General features: G+C 72.9%; 13 protein-coding genes. 8 read left to right on the top strand and 5 right to left on the bottom strand.

From position 1 onward, the window contains the following. Positions 1–34 precede the first annotated feature (34 nt). From ACFU7Y_RS19955 to eccE, 3 genes are all read right to left on the bottom strand, one after another. Positions 35–2,143, bottom strand: a complete 2,109-nt coding sequence (locus ACFU7Y_RS19955; protein ID WP_380769063.1) for a MinD/ParA family protein — start codon at positions 2,141–2,143, stop codon at positions 35–37. Between the two features lie 131 nt (positions 2,144–2,274). Then, positions 2,275–3,042 carry a hypothetical protein gene (locus ACFU7Y_RS19950; RefSeq protein WP_224277464.1) on the bottom strand — a complete coding sequence of 256 codons (768 nt, stop codon included), beginning with the start codon at positions 3,040–3,042 and terminating at the stop codon, positions 2,275–2,277. Further along, positions 3,042–4,463 (bottom strand): type VII secretion protein EccE, encoded by a 1,422-nt coding sequence (eccE, locus tag ACFU7Y_RS19945; RefSeq protein ID WP_224277462.1) that lies wholly within the window; start codon positions 4,461–4,463, stop codon positions 3,042–3,044. Before eccE ends, ACFU7Y_RS19950 begins: the two co-directional genes overlap by 1 nt. A gap of 186 nt (positions 4,464–4,649) precedes the next feature. Here eccE and ACFU7Y_RS19940 point away from each other — a divergent pair, with 186 nt between their 5' ends. The 6 genes from ACFU7Y_RS19940 (at position 4,650) to ACFU7Y_RS19915 (ending at position 10,525) form a co-directional block, all read left to right on the top strand. Then, positions 4,650–6,335, top strand: coding sequence for a type VII secretion protein EccB (locus tag ACFU7Y_RS19940; protein ID WP_224277461.1), 1,686 nt, complete (start codon positions 4,650–4,652; stop codon positions 6,333–6,335). Between the two features lie 203 nt (positions 6,336–6,538). After that, the gene (locus ACFU7Y_RS19935; RefSeq protein ID WP_380769060.1) at positions 6,539–6,823 is read left to right on the top strand and encodes a WXG100 family type VII secretion target; all 285 of its coding nucleotides are present in this window, start codon (positions 6,539–6,541) and stop codon (positions 6,821–6,823) included. Between the two features lie 120 nt (positions 6,824–6,943). After that, a complete protein-coding gene (locus tag ACFU7Y_RS19930; protein WP_224277457.1) occupies positions 6,944–7,234 on the top strand; it encodes a WXG100 family type VII secretion target in 291 nt (96 codons plus the stop codon). Between the two features lie 98 nt (positions 7,235–7,332). After that, a complete protein-coding gene (gene mycP / locus ACFU7Y_RS19925) occupies positions 7,333–8,565 on the top strand; it encodes a type VII secretion-associated serine protease mycosin (protein WP_380769058.1) in 1,233 nt (410 codons plus the stop codon). Between the two features lie 112 nt (positions 8,566–8,677). Further along, entirely contained in the window at positions 8,678–9,217 is a 540-nt protein-coding gene (locus ACFU7Y_RS19920) for a SigE family RNA polymerase sigma factor (RefSeq protein ID WP_224277453.1), read from the top strand. Positions 9,218–9,283: 66 nt separating this feature from the next. Continuing rightward, the gene (locus tag ACFU7Y_RS19915; RefSeq protein WP_380769056.1) at positions 9,284–10,525 is read left to right on the top strand and encodes a hypothetical protein; all 1,242 of its coding nucleotides are present in this window, start codon (positions 9,284–9,286) and stop codon (positions 10,523–10,525) included. 69 nt (positions 10,526–10,594) lie between these two features. Here ACFU7Y_RS19915 and ACFU7Y_RS19910 read toward each other — a convergent pair whose 3' ends face one another. Next, complete coding sequence (locus ACFU7Y_RS19910) at positions 10,595–11,998, bottom strand: APC family permease (RefSeq protein WP_224277449.1); 1,404 nt, start codon at positions 11,996–11,998, stop codon at positions 10,595–10,597. A 469-nt stretch (positions 11,999–12,467) separates the two neighbouring features. After that, the gene (eccCa, locus tag ACFU7Y_RS19905; protein WP_224277447.1) at positions 12,468–16,412 is read right to left on the bottom strand and encodes a type VII secretion protein EccCa; all 3,945 of its coding nucleotides are present in this window, start codon (positions 16,410–16,412) and stop codon (positions 12,468–12,470) included. A 360-nt stretch (positions 16,413–16,772) separates the two neighbouring features. On the opposite strand from eccCa, the gene eccD reads away from it, so the two are divergent. Both eccD and rpsO read left to right on the top strand, forming a co-directional pair. Continuing rightward, positions 16,773–18,230 carry a type VII secretion integral membrane protein EccD gene (eccD, locus tag ACFU7Y_RS19900; RefSeq protein WP_224277446.1) on the top strand — a complete coding sequence of 486 codons (1,458 nt, stop codon included), beginning with the start codon at positions 16,773–16,775 and terminating at the stop codon, positions 18,228–18,230. Between the two features lie 222 nt (positions 18,231–18,452). Further along, positions 18,453–18,743, top strand: coding sequence for a 30S ribosomal protein S15 (rpsO, locus tag ACFU7Y_RS19895; protein WP_031072625.1), 291 nt, complete (start codon positions 18,453–18,455; stop codon positions 18,741–18,743). Positions 18,744–18,777 lie beyond the last annotated feature (34 nt).

The raw sequence follows: 18,777 nt of genomic DNA, 5'->3' as shown, positions 1-18,777 counted from the left end.
GCACCGACACAGGTCGGTGGGCCCTTCCGCCGTCTCACTGCTGGGGCGCCTGCGGCGGGTAGCCGTAGCCGGGCCCCGGCTGCTGCGGCCAGGGCGCCCCTGGCGCGGGCTGCTGCGGATAGCCGTAACCGGGCGGGGGCGGCGGGGCCTGGCCGGGCTGCGGGGCCCACGGCGCCCCGGGGGCAGGCTGGCCGGCCTGCTGCGGGTAGGGCTGCTGCTGTGGGTCGGCGTACGGCTGGCCGCCGGGCTGCGGGTAGCCGGCGTGCGCCTGCTGCTGCCAGCCGGCCTGCTGGGCGGCCTGCTGGGCCCGGATGATGTCCTCGCCGACCAGGGTGGCCAGCTCGAAGTAGGCCTCCCGGACCTTGGGCCGCATCATGTCGAGGTTGACCTCGGCGCCGGCCGCCAGGCTCTCGTCGAACGGCACCACGATCACGCCGCGGCAGCGGGTCTGGAAGTGCGCGACGATGTCCTCGACCTTGATCATCTTGCTGGTCTCGCGCACCCCGGAGACCACCGTGATGCTGCGCTGCACCAGGTCCGCGTAGCCGTGCGCGGAGAGCCAGTCCAGGGTGGTCGAGGCACTGGAGGCGCCGTCCACGCTGGGGGTGGAGACGATGATCAGCTGGTCGGCCAGGTCCAGCACCCCGCGCATCGCGCTGTACAGCAGGCCGGTGCCGGAGTCGGTCAGGATGATCGGGTACTGGCGGCCCAGCACGTCGATCACCTGGCGGTAGTCCGAGTCGTTGAAGGTGGTCGAGACCGCCGGGTCGACGTCGTTCGCCAGGATCTCCAGGCCCGAGTTCAGGTCCTGCGAGGTGAACTGCCGGATGTCCATGTAGCTGCGCAGGTGCGGGATGGCCGTCACCAGGTCGCGGATGGTCGCGCCGGTCTGGCGCTTGACGCGGCGGCCCAGGGTGCCGGCGTCCGGGTTGGCGTCGATCGCGATCACCTTGTCCTGGCGCTCGCTGGCCAGGGTCGCGCCGAGCGCGGTGGTGGTCGTGGTCTTGCCGACGCCGCCCTTGAGGCTGATCACGGCGATCCGGTAGCAGCTCAGCACCGGGGTGCGGATGATCTCCAGCTTGCGGGCCTTCTCGGCCGCCGCGGCCTTGCCGCCGAACTGGAACCGCGGCTGCTGGCGCTGCTGCTTGGGCTGGCTGCGCAGCAGCCGGTCCGAGGACAGCTCGACGGCGGCGGTGTAGCCGAGCGGCGCGCCGTGCGCGGTCTGCTGCGGGGCGGCGGCCTGCTGGAACGCGCTGGGCTGCGGGGCCTGCGGCTGCTGCTGCCACGGCGGTCCGGGCTGGCCCGGCTGCGGCTGTCCGGGGTGGGGCTGTCCGGGGTGGGGCTGTCCGGCGTGCGGCTGGCCGGGCTGGGCCTGCGGGCCGGGCTGCGGCTGGGCCGGCTGCTGGTACGCGGCGGGCTGCGGCCAGCCGCCCTGGCGCGGGTCCACCGGGCCGGGCTGGGGCGCCGGGCCGGTCTGCTGCGGGGCGGCAGCCTGCTGGGCCTGCTGGGCCGCCCACGCGGCCTGCGGGTCCCAGGCCGCCTGCGGGCCCTGCGCGTCCTGGGGGTGCTGTGGCGGGGTCTGCTGGACCGGCGGCTGCGCGAAGTTCTGCGGCTGGACGGGCTGTCCCGGCTGCCCGGTCGCGGCGGGCGCCGGCGCCGGCACAGGGTACGGCTGAGGTGCGGGCTGCTGCGGTGCGGGCTGCTGCGCCGCGGCCTCCGGCGTCGGCCAGGCCGGGGCGACGGCCTGCGGCTGCTCGGCGACCACCGGAGCCACCGGGGCGGCTGCCGGGAACGGGACGTGCTGCGCCTCGGCTTGCACCGGCGGGCCCGGCGCGGCGGGCGCGGCCCCCTGGCCGGCCGCCGGGGCCGCGGCCTGGCCGGGTGCGGGAGCCTGGGCCTGCTGCTGCGCCGGAGCGGCGGCGGGCCCAGGGGCGTCGGCCGCGGCCGCCGCGGGCGTCGGCGCGCCGGGCGCCGCAGCCGGAGTGACCGGCGCCGGAGCTGCCGGAGCCGAAGCAGCCGGCGCCGCCGCGGGCTCGGTCTGCACGTACCAGGACGGGGGAGTGTAGTCAGGTGCGTCCGACCAGTCGTCGTCGTCCTCCGCCGCGTTGTCGCCGACGTAGACGCCGTCCCGATCGCTGCTCACTCTGGCTCCCTCGTGTTCGCCGCCGCTTGTTCAGCGGTGCCGTTGCCGCATCAAAGACTAGGCCGTGCGGCAACCCCCGTTGAAGGCGGCTTCGGTTCCCCGCCGGCCCGCCCGGCACGGCGAGCGGCTGCTCAGTCCATCCGGCGCGGCGCGCCGAGCACCTGCTGTTCGGCCTGCCCGGCCACGGCCCGTACGTACTGGCGCCGCATCCGGGTCGCCCACAGGGTCAGGTCGTCGCCGAGGGTGGGCAGCGCGGCCACGTCCTCCGGCGGCAGCGACAGCACCCGGCCGGTCAACTCCGCCTCCTGCGGCGAGATCCGCTGCACGCCGACCAGGTCGGCCGCGTTCAGCACCCGGGAGGCGTTCGGGCCCAGGTAGGGCAGCAGGGTCAGGGTGGTCTGCCAGGGCGCGGCGGAGAGTCGGCTGCGCGGCGGGCGGGCACCGAGGTCGCGCACCACCAGCACCGGCGAGGCCACCGAGGCGCCCTGCGGGCCGAGCCGGCCGACCTGGTGGATCGTCACGCACGGCTGGCCGCCGCCGGCCGCCTGGGCCATCGGGCCCCACAGCTGTCCGCGGGCGGTCTCCACCGCGACCCGGGCGCCGATCGCGGCCGCCCGCAGCGCGATGACCTGCGCCGTCCACATGCCGCCGACGAGCACCAAGTCGTACGAGGTCGGGCGGAACAGGCCGAGCACTGCGGGCAGTCCCTGCGGGTCGACGCCGATCACCACGCCGTCGTCGCCGACCGGGAAGGCCAGCGCCGCGAGGTCGGCCGGCTCCAGCACGTGCTTCTCCCGGCGCGGGCCGCGCAGTCCGAAGCCGGGCAGGATCCGCGGCCGGGCCCGGCGTTGCTCGGCGCCGGGCTGCGGGCCGGCGGTGGGATAGGTCTGGTACGCCATCAGGAAGCCCCTCCGAGCGGCAGGGTGGCGAGCATGCCGGGGGCCTGCTCCAGGTCGAGCCGGACGAGGCCGAGCCCGGTGCTCTGGGCCCGGGTCTCCACCTGGCGGCCGATCTGGCCGACCTCGCTCTCGTTGCGGCCGGTCACCCGCAGGTGCCCGCTGACCGTCACCGAGCCGCCGGTGCCGTGCCCGGCGGTCAGGCTGAAGGTGCTGGCGAGGGCCGGGGAGCCGGTGATCAGGTTGACCAGGTCCGGCGCGGCGATCCGGCCGGGGGCGCCGTCGGGGCGGCTCAGCTGCGGCCAGCGGGAGATCCAGTACGTGGTGTGCCAGCGGTCGTCGATCCGCCAGAACCGGTTGCCCTCCTGGGTGCGGCGGGTGGTGCCGCCGCCGCTGCCGGTGCCCTGCCGGCCGGCCACCGCGATCGGGTTGGCGCAGGTGGAGATGGCCAGCGCGGCGATCAGCTCGCGCTCGTCCAGCACGGTCGCGTTGAAGCCGGCGCTGTTGAGTCGGCCGGCCAGCTGGTCGGTGACCCGCTGCAGCGCCTTGCGGGCGCCCTCCTCGCCGCCGCCACGGGCCCGGACGGCGGTCGCCGCGCGTTCCGGGTCGAGCTTGAGCGCGATCCAGGTCAGCCGCAGCCCGGGGGTGGAGGTGCCGTCCGGCAGTTCGCGGTAGGCGCGGGCGGCCAGCGACTGCTCGGGCAGGTGCGGGGCCGGGGCGGGCTGGGTGTGCTGGACCAGCTGCACCGACTCCAGGGTGATGTCGTCCACCGTGAGCGCCGAGCAGATCACGTCCAGCGGCAGCGGCAGCGCGGTGCGCACCGGGCGCAGCGGCTGGTCCTTGGCCTGGACGAGCAGCACCGAACTGAGGAAGGTCCCGTCGCCGACCATGCCGGTCTCCCGGCGGACCGGGCGGCCGCCGAACTCGGCCTCGGTGGCGTGGGTGCAGGTGCGCAGCCCCGGTTCGAGCTCCAGCGCCGGCGCCAGCGCCGGGTCGGTGCCGGCCGGCGGCAGCAGCGTCCTGGCCTGCTTGCGGCGGGACTTGAGGGCGGCACGGACCAGCAGCAGCTCCGGGACGGTGCGGCCGCGCACCGGGACGAGCGCGAGCACGAGCAGTACCAGTGCGACCGCGCCGAAGCCGGCCGCGACCGTGCGGCTGATCGTCCAGCCGACCGCGACCAGGGCCGCCGCCACCTCGACCAGGACGAGCTGTTGGAGCTTCAACCGCCCGCCGAGCAGGCCCGGTCGGGGGTTGACCCGGACCTGGACGGCGCCGCCGCCCCCGGTGCCGTCCGGTTGCGGCCGGGCGGCCCCGGTTCCGGCCCCGGTCTCGGTCGTCGGTGCGCTGTGCTGCGCCCGGCCGGCCCGGCGCGACCTCCCACCGCCCGCGCTGCGGCGGCGTCCTGGAGCGGTCTGGCTTGGCATCCCCCGGTGGCCCTCTCTGATCGGTTGTCGCGGCCCGGCTGGCTGTGTCGCGGACCGTACCCGTACCGTACTCACCGTCTGCTGCCGCATCGTAGAGGGTTCGCGCCGGTTCGTGCCCGGCGGGTGACCACGGGGCAGGTCGGTCTGACAACGCCCGACGACGTCTGACTAGGGGGACGACGAGGTATGGCATCGCGCCGGGACGAGCTGAACGCGTACACCTTCGCCCGCAAGCGCACGGTGGGCGCCTTCCTGCTGCCCGCCGGTGGCGGCAGCGACGAGGACGCGCCGCGTCCGGTGAAGGCGGTGCTGCCGAGTGTGCTGGCCGGGGCGGTGGTCGTGGCCGGGTTCGGGCTCTGGGGGGTCTTCAAGCCGAGCGCGCCGGTGAAGTGGGACGACGGCAAGAACATCATCCAGGGCAAGCAGTCGACGACCCGGTACGTGGTGCTCACCGACCCGGACAACAAGACCAAGCGGCTGCACCAGGTACTCAACATGTCCTCGGCGCGGCTGGTGCTGCCCGCGGGCGCCAAGGTCGTGGTGGTGGACGACGGGGTGCTCGACCGGTACCCCAACCACGGGCCGACGATCGGCATCCCGTACGCGCCGGACAAGTTGCCGAGCACGGACAACGCGAGCAAGGCGATGAAGTGGGCGGTGTGCGACCGCCCGGGCTCGGACGACAAGCAGGAGACCGTCAACCAGGCCGTGTTCGTGGCGGCCGGCGCGGACGCGGCGGCGCTGGCGGCCAAGGACCGGATGCTCGGACCGGACCAGCTGATGCTGGTGCAGCAGGCCGACGAGCAGCAGGTGTCGGCCGCGCCGGCGCCGGGCCAGCCGGCCGCCGCGGGTGCGGCGGTGTACCTGGTCGACGCGCAGGGCCGCAAGCACCTGATCGGCTCCCCGCAGTCGGACGACAAGGAGCGCAAGGCGCTGATCACCGCGGTGTTCGGGCCCAACGCGGTGCCGCAGCGGGTCAAGCGGGACTGGCTGGACACCCTGGTGAACGCCACTCCGATCACCTTCCCGCAGGTCGAGGGGGTCGCCGACAGCCAGGGCGCCAACTCCAAGGTGGTGCTGACCAACCAGGCCGACCGGCGGGTCGGCCGGCTGGTGCACTACCAGGACCGCCACTACGTGGTCGGCAAGGAGCAGCTCTACCTGGTCACCGCGTTCCAGGCGGAGCTGATCCGGCAGAACCCGGCCTACCAGATGCTCTACAAGTACGACCAGGACAAGAATCCGCGCAGCGACGAGATGAACCCGGCCGACAACTCCCAGTGGGGCAACGACGCCCGGCTGAAGGACACCGCGCCGGACTGGCCGCTGAAGGCCGGTGCGCCGGTGAACAACTGGCAGGACCGCCAGGACCCTCGGATGGTCGTGTGCAGCACCTACGACGGCGGCGCCGAGGACGGCAGTACGGCCAAGCGCAGTGTCTGGGCCGGGACTTCGTACCCTGCCCCGTACAACAACGGCGCCGGGGCCGCGTACGTGACGCCCGGTCACGGGCTGTTCTACCGTTCGCTGGACAACTCGGCCGCCGGCTCCGGATCCGACTTCCTGATCACCGAGACCGGGTTGCGCTACTCCGTCCCGTCCAACGGCGACGGCAGCCAGCGTCCCGCCGCCTCGCCTCAGCCCGGCCAGAGCGGCCCCCCGAAGCAGCCGACGCCGCAGCCCAGTGCCACGCCGACCCCCGGGGCGCCGTCCCAGGAGCCCGGTCAGCAACAGGAGGAACCCGGCGGCAACCAGGCCCGGTTGGGCTACCAGGGCGTCAAGCCGCTGCCGGTGCCGAAGGAGTGGTCGAACCTGGTTCCGGCCGGCCCGCCGCTCACCGCGAAGAGCGCCGCCCAGCCGCAGAATGCCTGACCGGCCAAGTGCGGTAACCGAATTGGCCCCAGTGTCATGGTCTGGTAACTACTCAGTGCTCGGTGTTGGGTGAGCTGCGTGTGCCGACTACAGTGCTGTTGGACATCACGCCGGTGATGCAACGGTCGGCTCTCACGGGCCCTCCGTACACGCAAATGTTGTCTCATGGGGGACGGTGGAGCATGGCTCAGGGTCAGTTCACGATGACTGCACAGGAGATGCTGGCTTTCGCCAAGCAGATCGAAGAGGCCATCGGCAAGATCGAGGCTGAGAAGACCAAGCTCATCAGCACGGTCTCCGGCATCACCAGCGGTTGGCAGGGCCAGGCCGCGACGGCCTACGCGAGCCTGCAGGAGCGGGTCAACGGCGACATCGCGAAGCTCAAGGAGTCGCTGAACGCGATCAAGCACGCGATCGAGCTGACGACCAAGCACTACGCGAGCACCGAAGAGGAGCAGAAGGCGATGTTCTCCTCGGTCCAGGGCTGATCACCGCACTCGCGCTGATCACCGCACCTGCGCCGACCGCCGTTCTGCCCCGATCCACCGCTCTGCGGGGCGCCCGCCACTGACCGCGTGGCGCTCCGCACCCTCGTCAAGGGAGACAACGTGTCCGACCACATTCTCGTCAACTTCCAGACCGTTCACCAGGCGGCCGAGGAGGTCAAGGCCTCGGCGAGTCGCATCGACCACCTGCTGAACGACCTCAAGGGCAACGTCACCCGCATCGCCTCCAGCTGGCAGGGCGCCGCCCAGCAGGGCTACCAGGCCCACCAGGCCCAGTGGGACGCCAAGGCCGCCGACCTCCAGCAGACCTGCGCGCAGATCGCGGGTTCGCTGGAGAAGGCCGCGCAGAGCTACAAGACGACCGAGGACGCCAACGCCAAGCTCTGGGGCTGACGTTCGGGTTCCGTAGGGAACGGCAGGGGGCGGGTACCCGGATTCCGGGCACCCGCCCCCGACGCGCGACATGGGTGGACGACATGAGGGGTGGCAGGGTGTCCCGACACGGGTACCGGAAGGCGGCCGCGGCGCTCGCCGTGCTCGCGGTGCTGGGCGGCCCGCTCGCCGCCCCCGCGTACGCCGAGAGCGGGCCGGGGCTGGCCGCGGCCGGCGACTGCCCCAAGAACGCGCCCGACGTGCAGACCGTGCCGTGGTCGCTGCAGCGCCTGCTGCTGAACGAGCTGTGGCAGGACGGGAAGACCACCGGGGCGGGCGTGACGGTCGCGGTCATCGACACCGGGGTGGACCAGAACAACCCGCAACTGAGCGGCAAGGTCGACGAGGGCCCCAACCTGCTGGTCAACCGGGAGACCAAGGAGCCGATCCAGGGAAAGTCCATCGAGGACCCGGTCGGTCACGGCACCAAGGTGGCCGGCATCATCGCCGCCCGCCCCAGGCCGACCACCGGCTTCGTCGGACTGGCCCCCGACGCCAGGATCCTGTCGATCCGGCAGAACGACAGCGACGGCAACGGTGACGTCTCCACCCTGGTCAAGGCGATCAGGGAAGCGGTCGACAAGGGCGCCAGGGTCGTCAACATCTCCCAGGACGTGCGCGGCGCGGGCGACGCGCGCTTCGGCGGCTACCAGGATCTGAAGGCCGTCATCGAGTACGCCGAGGCACGCGACGTCGTGGTGGTCGCCTCGACCGGGAACGACGGCAAGGAGGGCGACACCTACCCCGGCGCCTTCCCGACCGTGCTGGCCGTCGGTGCCTCCGACCGCAACAACGAGCGTGCGCCGTTCTCCCAGTACGGCAGCTTCGTGAAGGTCGCCGCGCCCGGTGTCGACATGCTGTCCACCGTGCCCGGGGGCGGCCAGTGCGTGGACAACGGCACCAGCTTCGCCGCCCCGTACGTCTCCGGGCTCGCCGCGCTGCTGAGGGGCGCCCACCCGAACTGGAAGGCGGCCCAGGTGCGGGCCTGGATCGAGCAGAGCGCGCAGCGCACCCAGCGAGACCCGGACAAGTTCGTCGGCTGGGGCGTGGTGGACCCGGTCAAGGCCGTCACCAAGGCCCCCGCCGAAGCGCCCTGGGCACCCGTCCCGGACGCCCCGGTGCAGCTCGCCGCCGCGCCGATCGTGCCACGCCCGGTGGGCCTCGGCGAGACCCAGGCCGACCGCGACGGCCGCACCGCGACGTACGTCCTCGGCATCGGCGCGCTGCTGGTCGCCCTGCTGATCGGCGGCGGCGTGGTGCTGCGCGACCACCGGCGCAGGTCCGCCGACTGACGTCCGGCGGGAGCCGGCTCGCCGAGATTCCGACCCCGACTCCTGTAACACCGCCGCCCGCCCACCGCATCGATGAAGTGTCAGGGAGGGCGGACCGCAGGGGGCAGGGCGCATGAGGTGGATCGGGGCGGGCCGGGAGGCCAAGGACGCGGAGTTCCTGGAACTCGTCTCCGGCCGGACCGGCCACCTGTACCGCTCGGCCTGCCTGCTCACCAGCGGCGACACCCACTACGCCGAGGACCTCGTCCAGGAGGCCCTCAGCCGGATGTACGTGCTGTGGCGGCGCAGTGCCTTCACCGGCCGCGGTCGGATCGACAACCCGGCGGCCTACACCCACACCGTGATGGTGCGCACCTTCCTCGCCCAGCAGCGTCGCCGCTCCAGCGGCGAGCGCCCCAGCGACACCCTGCCGGAGCCGGAGGGGCAGGACGCCGACAGCACCCTGCGGCTGACCCTCCTCGACGCGCTCGGCCGGATGCCGCCCAAGGACCGCGCGGTCCTGGTGCTGCGCTACTGGGAGGACCGCAGCGTCGAGGAGACCGCCGAGGCCATGCGGGTCTCCTCCGGGGCCGTCCGCACCCGCACCACCCGGGCCCTGGCCCGGCTGCGCACCCTGCTCGGCGACTCGCTGACCGAGCTCGCCGGCCGCTGAGGGCGGCGCCCGCCCGCCCGTACGGCACTTCTCGCAAACCGCGACGCAAGGAGACGGTGAACACCCATGTCCGAACCGGACAAGTTCGAGGACGATCTTCTCTATGCCCTCACCCGTACGGGCGAAGGCTTCCGCACCGAGCAGGCCGACCTGGTCGCGGGTGGCTACCGCCGAGGCCGCAGCCGCTGGCGCCGCCGCTCGACCGCCGCCGTGGTGGGCGGCGCGGCCGCGCTGGCCCTCGTGGGCACCGGCGCGGTGTACCTGGGCTCCCTGGGCGGCAAGGAGACGGGCACGGTGAGCGCGGCCTCCGCCCCGGCCGCCACCGCCGGCAGCGCCACCGCCGCGGCCACCCCGACCACGGCGAAGTCCACCGCCCCGGCGGTGGTCTCCGGCGACGAGGTGCTGGCCACCTTCCAGGCGCTCCTGCCCAAGGGGGAGACCAGCGAGGCCAACGGCCGCGGGACCGACGACGAGTGGCTGGACGGCACCTTCGCCTCGGCGAGCGTGGTCTTCGACGACGGCCAGGGCAAGTCGCTGGTCCAGATCGGCATCCAGAAGCACCACCCCAAGCAGGCACAGGTCCCCACCTGCCCGTCCGACTTCAAGCTCGCCCGGGTCGACTCCTGCTCCGCCACCACCCTGCCGGACGGCTCCAAGCTCCTGCTGGAGCAGGGGTACGAGTACTCGGACGGCCGGGCCGACACCAAGGAGTGGCACGCCACCCTGACCGGCCCGGACGGCCGGAGCATCTCCCTGAGCGAGTGGAACGCGCCCAAGGAGAAGGGCGCGCCGGACAGCCGCCCCAACCCGCCGCTCACCCTGGACCAGCTGAAGGCGATCGTCACCGACAGGTCCTGGGACCGGGTCGTCGCGGCGGTCCGGTACGACGGCATCGACGAGGAGGCGGTCGACCCCGGCCTGTCGCTGCCCGACCGGGAGGCCGTGCTGGCCGGCCTGCTGCCCCCGGGGGTGACCGTGACCGGCCGCTCCGGCACCGCGCTCGCGGCCACCTTCCAGCTGGCCCAGGGCCAGGCCGCCGGCTCGCTGATGCTGCGGGTGGAGAACTGGGCGCACAGCGGGAGCGTCCAGGGTGAGCGCGCCTTCAAGGACGCGAACACCCTCCCCGACGGGAGCAGGATCCTCGTCAACGGGGACCCGGACGGCAAGGAGAAGCCGCTGACGGTGAACGTCCTGCGTCCGGACGGCATGGAGGTGCTGGTCTACCAGATGCCGACCGGCAAGCCGCTGCTCACCGCGGACCAGGTGAAGGCGATCGCCACCAGCCCGGCCTGGAAGGTGTACAAGTAGGACGCGCACATGGCGGTGCCCCGGGCTGGGGGAGGCCCGGGGCACCGCCATGTGGGGGAGGGGTGGGGGTCAGTCCTGCTGGTCCTCGGGGAGGCTGATCACCCAGCGGGTGTCCTGCCGGGGGCGCAGGTAGAACAGCCAGTAGAGGGTGGCGGCGGCGGTGATGCCGCCGGTCCACAGCAGGGGCTCGGCGTCCAGCTTGGTCATCACGAAGACCAGGACGGCGATCAGGACGCCCGGGACGACCGGCCACAGCGGCATCCGCCAGGCGGCGGCGTGCTTGTGGTGGGCGCGGCGGGAGAGCAGCGCGGCGATCGCGACCAGCAGGTACATCCCGGTGACGGCGACGCCGGTGATGTTGCTCAGCAGCTCGCCCTTGACGAAGCAGAGCGCGGCGCCGGGCAGGCCGACCGCCAGGGTGGCGATCCACGGCGAGCCGAACCGGCCGAGGGTGCCGAAGGCCTTGTTGACCGGCTCCGGCCAGGCCTTGTCGCGGGCGGAGGCGAACAGCACCCGGGAGTTCTGGATGACCATGACGATGCCGGCGTTGATGATGGCCAGCGCGACGCAGAGGCTGATGAAGGTGCCGACCGCGGAGTTGCTCCAGGCGGTGACCATGCCGGAGATGTCGCCGGAGGACAGGGTCTGGAGGTCGGGGGCGCCCATGGTGATGGCGACGACCGGGACCAGGATGATGGCCGAGGAGATGCCGAGCGTCCACAGCACGGTGCGCGAGACGTTGCGGCGGGGGTTCTCCAGCTCCTCGGACAGGTAGACCGCGGTGGAGAAGCCCTGGGTGATGAACAGGGCGATGCCGAGCGCGCCGACGATGGCGCCCACGCTCACCGTGGTGGTGGCGCCGCCGTCCCCGGTGACCACGCCGTGCAGCAGGCTGGGGGCGTCGCTGTTGGTGTGGGCGAAGCCGAGCACCGAGACCACGCCGGCCGCGATGACCTCCAGCACCAGGAAGATGCCGGTGATCCAGGCGTTGGCACGCAGGTCGAGCAGGCCGGCCAGGGTGGCGGCCAGCATCACGGCGGCGCCGGTCATGGCCTTGTCCAGGTGCAGGACGGGGGCGAGGTAGTCGGCGGTGCCGAGGGCGATGACCGAGGGGACGATCATCACCACGATCAGCGAGAGCACGAAGACCAGCCAGCCCATCAGCCGTCCGGCGAGGGTGCCGACCATCGCGTACTCGCCGCCGGCGCTGGGGATCAGGGTGCCGAGCTCGGAGTAGCAGAACGCGACCGCGACGCAGAGCACGGTGCCGATCGCGATGGCCAGTGCGGTGGCGCTGCCGATGCTGGAGAACAGCTCCGGCACGATCACGAAGAGCGTCGATGCGGGCGTGACGCAGGACAGCGTGAGCAGTGTGCCGCCCACGACGCCGATCGAGCGCTTGAGCTGCTGGGGCGCGGCCGCCTCGGCCGCCGTGGCGGCTACGGTCTGTGGCGGGCGAAGCGTGTCGGTCATGTGGCTTCCGATCGGCTTTGTGCGGTGCTGGAGTGGGAGCGGTATCGCCTCCGCTGGCTGGTTGCTCGGTGTCCGGTTCCAGTCGCTCCCGGGGCGCAATGGAACCTTGGGCGTATTGATCGAGTCAACGTGGGAACTGCTTCGGAATCCGTTGCGGCGAACGGCATAGACATGCGATCCCATGATCACGTTCGGTCGTTGCGGGCTTTGTCCGACTTGTTACCCAAGCCACATCGCGATTGAATTGAAGGTGAACAAAGGGGGGAGGGTCGTGATTCAAAGGTGGCACTCCAGGTGGACGGCGACACGCCCAGGTGCCCCCGAAGCGTCCGGCAACTCCCCGGCCGGGTACGGGAACCGCAGCCCCCGCTCCGAAAGAGCTAGGTAACGTTTCGGAACCTGGGACGCCGAAGGGGTCGGACTCCGCGAGTCCGACCCCTTCGATCACCGTCCGTGACGGCCGGCGCGGCTACGCCACCGGCAGCCAGCCCGTCTGGACCATCTGCCCGCTGGTCACGCGGCGGGACACGTAGACCCCTCGGCCCGGCGGCAGCGCCTGCGGCTTGACCGTCCCCAGCAGTGCGCCCTCGTCCCGGTTCCCGGAGAGGATGACGCCCTGGCCGCCGAGCTCGCGCATCCGCTGCAGCACCGGCTCGTACAGCGAGCGGCCGGCGCCGCCCGCGCTGCGGGCCACGACCACCCGCAGGCCGATGTCGCGGGCGAACGGCAGGAACTCGGCCAGCGGGGCCAGCGGGTTGCCCGAGCTCGTCGAGACCAGCTCGTAGTCGTCGACGATCACGAACATGTCCTTGCCGCTGTACCAGCTGCGGTTGCGCAGCTGCTCGGCGGTCACGTCCGGGCCCGGCAGGCGGCGCGAGCAGGCGCCGCGCAGCATGTCCACGATGGCCGCCATGGCCGGCTGCGCGGCCGCGTACTCCACCAGGTACTCCGGCGGCACGGTGCCGAGCAGCGCGCGCCGGTAGTCGCCGACCACGATGCCCGCCTGGTCCGGCGTGTAGCGCTCGGTGATCTGCTTGATCAGCATCCGCAGCACCGCCGACTTCCCGGACTCGGTGTCGCCGAAGACGATGAACAGCGGGTCGGTCTCGAAGTTGACGAAGACCGGCGCCAGCTCCGCCTCGTCCACGCCGAAGGCGACGCCGCGCTCCGGGTGCTCGAAGCCCTTCGGCAGCGAGTTGCCGTCCAGGACGGCCGGCAGCATTCGCACCTGCGGGGCGCGCGGGCCGGTCCAGGCCCCGTCCACGGCGCCGACCAGCCCGGCCACGCCGTCCTGGAGGTCGTCCACCGAGGAGGAGCCGTCCAGGCGCGGCAGTCCGGACAGGAAGTGCAGCCGCTCCGGGGTGATGCCGCGCCCGGCCAGCGACGGGACGTTCTGGGCCACCCGGCGGTCGACCTCGGACTCCATCGGGTCACCGAGCTTCAGCTCGGTCCGGTTCTGCAGCAGGTCCTTCAGCGCCGGGCGCACCTCGGCGTACCGGGCCGCCGTGATGACCAGGTGCACGCCGTAGCCGAGGCCGCGCTGGGCGATGTCGCCGATCACCGGCTCCAGGCCCTCGAACTCCTGCTTGAAGGTGTTCCAGCCGTCGATCACCAGGAAGACGTCGCCGAAGGCCTCGTCCGGCAGCTGGCCGGCCGCCCGGCGGGCCCGGTAGGTGGCGATGGTGTCGATCCCGGCGACCCGGAACAGCTCCTCGCGCCGGTTGAGCACCCCGTGCACCTCGGAGACCATCCGGCGCACCTTGTCCACGTCCAGGCGCCCGGCCACCCCGCCGACGTGCGGCAGCCCGGCCAGCGACTGGAAGCTGCCCGCACCGAAGTCGAGCAGGTAGAACTGCACCTCCAGCGGGGTGTGGGTGAGGCCGAACGAGGCCACCGTGGTGCGCACCACGGTCGACTTGCCGGAGCGCGGGCCGCCCACGATCAGACCGTGGCCGGCCGCCCCCGCGTAGTCGACCTCCAGGATGTCCGTCTTCTGCTCGCGCGGCTTGTCCACGATGCCGATCGGCACCCGCAGCCGGCCCGCCGGGTAGCCGGGCGCGGCCAGCCCGCGCTCCGGCACGACCTGCAGCGGCGGCAGCAGGTGGTCCATGCTCGGCGCCTCGTCCAGCGGCGGCAGCCACACCTGGTGCGCGGCCGGGCCCTGGCCGGTCATCCGCTGGACGAACACGTCCAGCACGGTGTCCACCAGCGCGTCGTCCTGCTCCGGGACCTGCGGTGCGACCTCCTCCTCCACCGGGTCCGGCAGGTCCACGAAGGCCGCGGTGAACTCCACCGGGCGCGCGTTGACCCGCCGTCCGCCGGTCGACCGCTGCTGTCCCGGCGCCCGGTACGGCCCCGAGACGTAGGCGGCCTTGAACCGGTCCATCACGTCCTCGCCGAACTTGAGGTAGCCGACGCCCGGCACCGGCGGCAGGTGGTAGGCGTCCGGCACGCCGATCGCCGCCCGGGACTCCGCGGCCGAGAAGGTGCGCAGACCGATCCGGTACGACAGGTAGGTGTCCAGGCCGCGCAGCTTGCCCTCCTCCAGGCGCTGCGAGGCCAGCAGCAGGTGCACGCCCAGCGACCGGCCGATCCGGCCGATCTGGATGAACATCTCGATGAAGTCGGGCTTGGCGGAGAGGAGTTCGGAGAACTCGTCGATGATCAGCACCAGCGAGGGCAGCGGGTCCAGTGCCGCGCCGGCCGCCCGGGCCCGCTCGTACTCGTGGATGTTGGCGTAGTTGCCCGCCGAGCGCAGCAGCTCCTGGCGGCGGTGGAGCTCGCCCTCGATGGCGTCGCGCATGCGGTCGACCAGGGTGAGCTCGCCCTCCAGGTTGGTGATCACCGCGGAGGTGTGCGGCATGTCCGCCATGCCGGAGAAGGTCGCACCACCCTTGAAGTCGGCGAGGACGAAGTTCAGGATCTCCGAGGAGTGGGTCATCGCCAGCGCCAGCACCAGCGTGCGCAGCAGCTCAGACTTGCCGGAACCGGTGGCGCCCACGCACAGGCCGTGCGGGCCCATGCCCTCCAGCGCGGCCTCCTTGATGTCCAGGTAGACGTGCTCGCCGTTGGCGCCGACGCCGATCGGCACCCGCATCCGCTCGTGCTGGGCGCGCGGGCGCCAGCTGCGGGCCACGTCGAAGGAGCCCGGGTCGCCCGAGTTCATCATGTCGGTGAAGTCGAGGTTGGACAGCAGCGGTTCGTCGTCCCCGCCGGCCGAGATCCGGTACGGCGCCAACTGCCGTGCCAGCGCCTCGGACTGCCACACCGAGAGCAGGTCCGGCTTGCCGGTGTACGTCGCGCCGGAGGCCGAGCGCAGCAGCAGCTCCTCGGCGCCGACCGTCACCATCAGGTGCCCGCTGGGCTCGTCCACCTCGCCCGGCACCACCTCGATGACCGTCACGCCCTGCACGCCCTCCGGGCTCGCCAGCAGCGAGTCGTGCGGCACCCCCGCGCCGTCCATGACGACCACCAGGTGCGGCTGGTCGGCCGGAGGCGCCACCTCCCGCACGAAGCGCTGGCGGCCGGCCAGTTCGTCCTGGAGCAGGTACTCCAGGTCGCCCAGGTCGGTCGCGAACAGCCGGCGCGAGCCCGCGCCGTCGGCCTCCTTGCGGTGCTGGTTGTGCGGGAGCCACTTGGTCCACTCCCACTCCTCGGCCGCACCGGGCGCGGCCGCGACCGCCACCATCAGGTCGTCCGGCGAGTGCAGGGTGGTCAGCTGGGCGATCATCGCGCGCACGTTCCCGTACACCGAGTCCGGGTCCCCGCACACCGTGATGTGGTAAAAGGCCCGCAGCGAGACCGCCAGCGGCAGGTCCTGGAGGGTGCCGTGCGCCTTCAGGAAGGAGTGCATCGCGGCCGCCGACAGCGGCTCCAGCTCGTCCATCGGCGCGGTCTGCGGCGCCACCAGCGGCGTGGACAGCTGCACCGGCCCGAGGCCCACCCGGATCTGCGCGAAGTCGCCGTCCCCGGTGCGCCGTTCCCACAGCCGCCGGCCGTCCTCGACGATCGACCAGAGCTGGTCCGGCGCCGGGTTCAGGAACAGCAGCGCGCCGCGCTGGCGCTCCGCCGTGCGGCGCACCTGACGGCGGGTCTGCTGGAGGTACTTCAGGTAGTCGCGCCGTTCGTCCGCCATCGCGGTCGAACCGCCCTTGCGGGCCCGGACGATCTGCGCCAGCACCATGCCGAGCGTCGAGGCGATCATCAGACCGCCCATGATCTTCATCGGGGCCGCAGCCCCCGGCGAGAAGAAGAACACCGCCGAGCCACCCATGCCCAACATCGGCAGGATGCTCATCAGCCAGTCCTCGCCGCCCTGCCGGGGCAGTTCGGGTGGGCTCACCAGCTCCACCGGCTCGTCCGGCACGGTGGGCGGATACGCCCTGGCCGGTCGCTTGACCGTGATCACACCCATGTGTCATCCACCCCGCGGCGTCGATCGATCACTTCGGCATCAGCCCTCATGCGATTTGCGTACGGTCCGTACGGGAATCCGGTGGCTGAGGACGCCCCACCCAGCGCAGCCCCCGTACCTTTGCGCAGGCGCCGATCCTAACGGTCGCCCCCGCACCGCCCGCCAGGGCCCGGTACGCACCGGCACCGGACACGAACCGAACGGGTAGGGTAACGCCGCGCCAACTCGCGGCCCGGCCGGGCCGGTTCCACAGCAACACCGAGCGCCGCCGTGCCTCGGCACCGTCAACAAGGGGGAGCGCCAAGTGCGTCGAAGGATCGAGGTGGGGGCCCTCATGGGCGAGCGCAGCGAGGTGGGCGCATGAGTGCCGCCGCGACCGGCTACTGCCGGGTGACCGTCGTTGCCCCGGACCGCCGGATCGACGTCGCCCTGCCCGAGGACGTCCCGCTCGCGGACGTCTACCCCGAGGTGCTGCGCCTGGCCAACCAGAGCCAGCCCGACGGCACCCCCACCGGCTTCCACCTGGTCCGCCGCGACGGCACGGTGCTCGACAGCGGGCTGCCACTGGCCGCCCAGCAGGTCCGCGACGGCGACCTGCTGGCGCTGCGCCCCTTCGCCGAGTCGCTCCCGCCGGCCGTCTACGACGACGTCGCCGACGCGATCGCCAGCGCCGTCGAGGCCGACCGCCGGTTCTGGACCGCCGAGCTGATGCGCGGCTTCGGCCTGATCGGCGCCGGGGTGCTGCTCACCCTGCTCGGCTTCGCGCTCTGGTTCTCCGACCTGCGCCACGACATGCACGGCCTGCCCGGTGTCCTGGCCGGCGTCACCGCCGTCGTGCTCACCGCGCTCGCCGGGGTGCGCGCCCGGGTCTACCAGGACGCCCACGCGGCCGTCGCGCTCGGCCTCGGCGCCCTGCCGCACGCCATGATCGGCGGCAGCGGCCTCATCGCCGTCGCCCATCTGGGGGACGGCCCCGGCCGGCTCCAGTTCCTGGCCGGCTGCGCCGCCGTCCTGGTGGTCTCCGTACTACTGGCCGGCCTGCTGCCGGAGAGGGACGCGGTGTTCGTCGCCGCCGCCCTGGTCTCCACCGCCGGCTCGCTCGCCACCTTCGCGGCCGTCCTGCTGCCGGAGACCCCGGCCGGGCACATCGCCGCCGTCACCGGCGTCGCCGCCGTGGCCGTGGTCGGCTTCCTGCCCAGCCTCTCCGCCCGCTTCGCCCGGCTGCCGGTCGGCTTCAGCGCCCCCGGCCAGACCCGCACCCGCAGCCGCGACTACGACGAGGAGGCCGAGCGCGCCGAGGCCGTGCAGTACGAGAAGATCGCGCACCAGGCCCGTCGTGGCCACGAGGTGCTGGTCGGCCTGGTCGGCGGCTGCGCCGCCGTGGTGGTCGGCGCCTGCGCCGTCCTCGGCTTCACCGACGAGACCTTCCCCGAGCTGCTCGCGCTCGCCCTGGGCCTGACCACCATGCTGCGCGCCCGGCTGTTCCGCTACACCGCGCAGGTGCTCAGCCTCACCGTGGCCGGCCTGCTCGGCCTGAGCCTGCTGATCGTCGGGCTCTCCCTGCACACCCCGCAGTTCTTCCTGCGGGCGGCCGGTTCCACCACCGAGCTCGACCTGCGCACGATCTGGCTGACCGCCTCCATCGCCTTCGGCGCCGCGCTGCTCACCGCGATCGCCCTGGTGGTGCCGCGGCTCGGGGTCTCCCCGTTCTGGGGGCGCATCCTGGACCTGGTGGACAGCCTCACCCTGATCTCGCTCGTCCCGCTGGCACTCGCCGTCCTGGACATCTACCGCCTGGTCCGCGGCGCCACCGGCTGACCGCCGGACGCCGCAGTGCCGCCCGCCCGTCCGTTCGCGCGACCCCTCTCGGGCCCGCCGAACGGCCGGGTGGGCGGCACTGGTACGCTTGGCCTTCGAGCGCAGCCGTGTGTCCGCCCCCCCCCGTGGGTCGCAGACCGCCGGCCGCGCTCGCGACACCGAGTTCTCGATGAGTCCTGTGTTGTCGACCAGGACCGCTCGGTAGACCCCGAAGGAGTTGCAGTGGCTCTCGCCTCTGACGTCAAGAAGCAGATCTTCGCCGAGTTCGGCCAGAAGGAGGGCGACACCGGTTCCCCCGAGGTCCAGGTGGCCATGCTCTCCCGTCGCATCTCGGACCTGACCGAGCACCTCAAGACCCACAAGCACGACCACCACTCGCGTCGTGGCCTGCTGATCCTGGTCGGCCAGCGCCGCCGCCTGCTGCAGTACCTGGCCAAGAAGGACATCGAGCGCTTCCGTACGCTCGTCGACCGCCTGGGCATCCGCCGCGGTGCCGCCGGCGGCGCCCGCTGAGAACGCCGCTCGGGGCGGCTCCCCACACCGGTGA

This window comes from Kitasatospora sp. NPDC057542 (assembly GCF_042801945.1).
In the GTDB taxonomy this organism is placed as follows: domain Bacteria; phylum Actinomycetota; class Actinomycetes; order Streptomycetales; family Streptomycetaceae; genus Kitasatospora.
This window is presented reverse-complemented; position numbering and strand designations above follow the sequence as displayed.

What these genes read in the sequence shown, in the direction of transcription:
- eccE (WP_224277462.1), bottom strand. Translation starts at nt 4,463, where the DNA reads ATGCCAAGCCAGACCGCTCCAGGACGCCGCCGCAGCGCGGGCGGTGGG.
- ACFU7Y_RS19935 (WP_380769060.1), top strand. Translation starts at nt 6,539, where the DNA reads ATGACTGCACAGGAGATGCTGGCTTTCGCCAAGCAGATCGAAGAGGCC.
- ACFU7Y_RS19920 (WP_224277453.1), top strand. Translation starts at nt 8,678, where the DNA reads ATGAGGTGGATCGGGGCGGGCCGGGAGGCCAAGGACGCGGAGTTCCTG.
- ACFU7Y_RS19910 (WP_224277449.1), bottom strand. Translation starts at nt 11,998, where the DNA reads ATGACCGACACGCTTCGCCCGCCACAGACCGTAGCCGCCACGGCGGCC.
- eccD (WP_224277446.1), top strand. Translation starts at nt 16,773, where the DNA reads ATGAGTGCCGCCGCGACCGGCTACTGCCGGGTGACCGTCGTTGCCCCG.
- ACFU7Y_RS19940 (WP_224277461.1), top strand. Translation starts at nt 4,650, where the DNA reads ATGGCATCGCGCCGGGACGAGCTGAACGCGTACACCTTCGCCCGCAAG.
- ACFU7Y_RS19915 (WP_380769056.1), top strand. Translation starts at nt 9,284, where the DNA reads ATGTCCGAACCGGACAAGTTCGAGGACGATCTTCTCTATGCCCTCACC.
- eccCa (WP_224277447.1), bottom strand. Translation starts at nt 16,412, where the DNA reads ATGGGTGTGATCACGGTCAAGCGACCGGCCAGGGCGTATCCGCCCACC.
- ACFU7Y_RS19950 (WP_224277464.1), bottom strand. Translation starts at nt 3,042, where the DNA reads ATGGCGTACCAGACCTATCCCACCGCCGGCCCGCAGCCCGGCGCCGAG.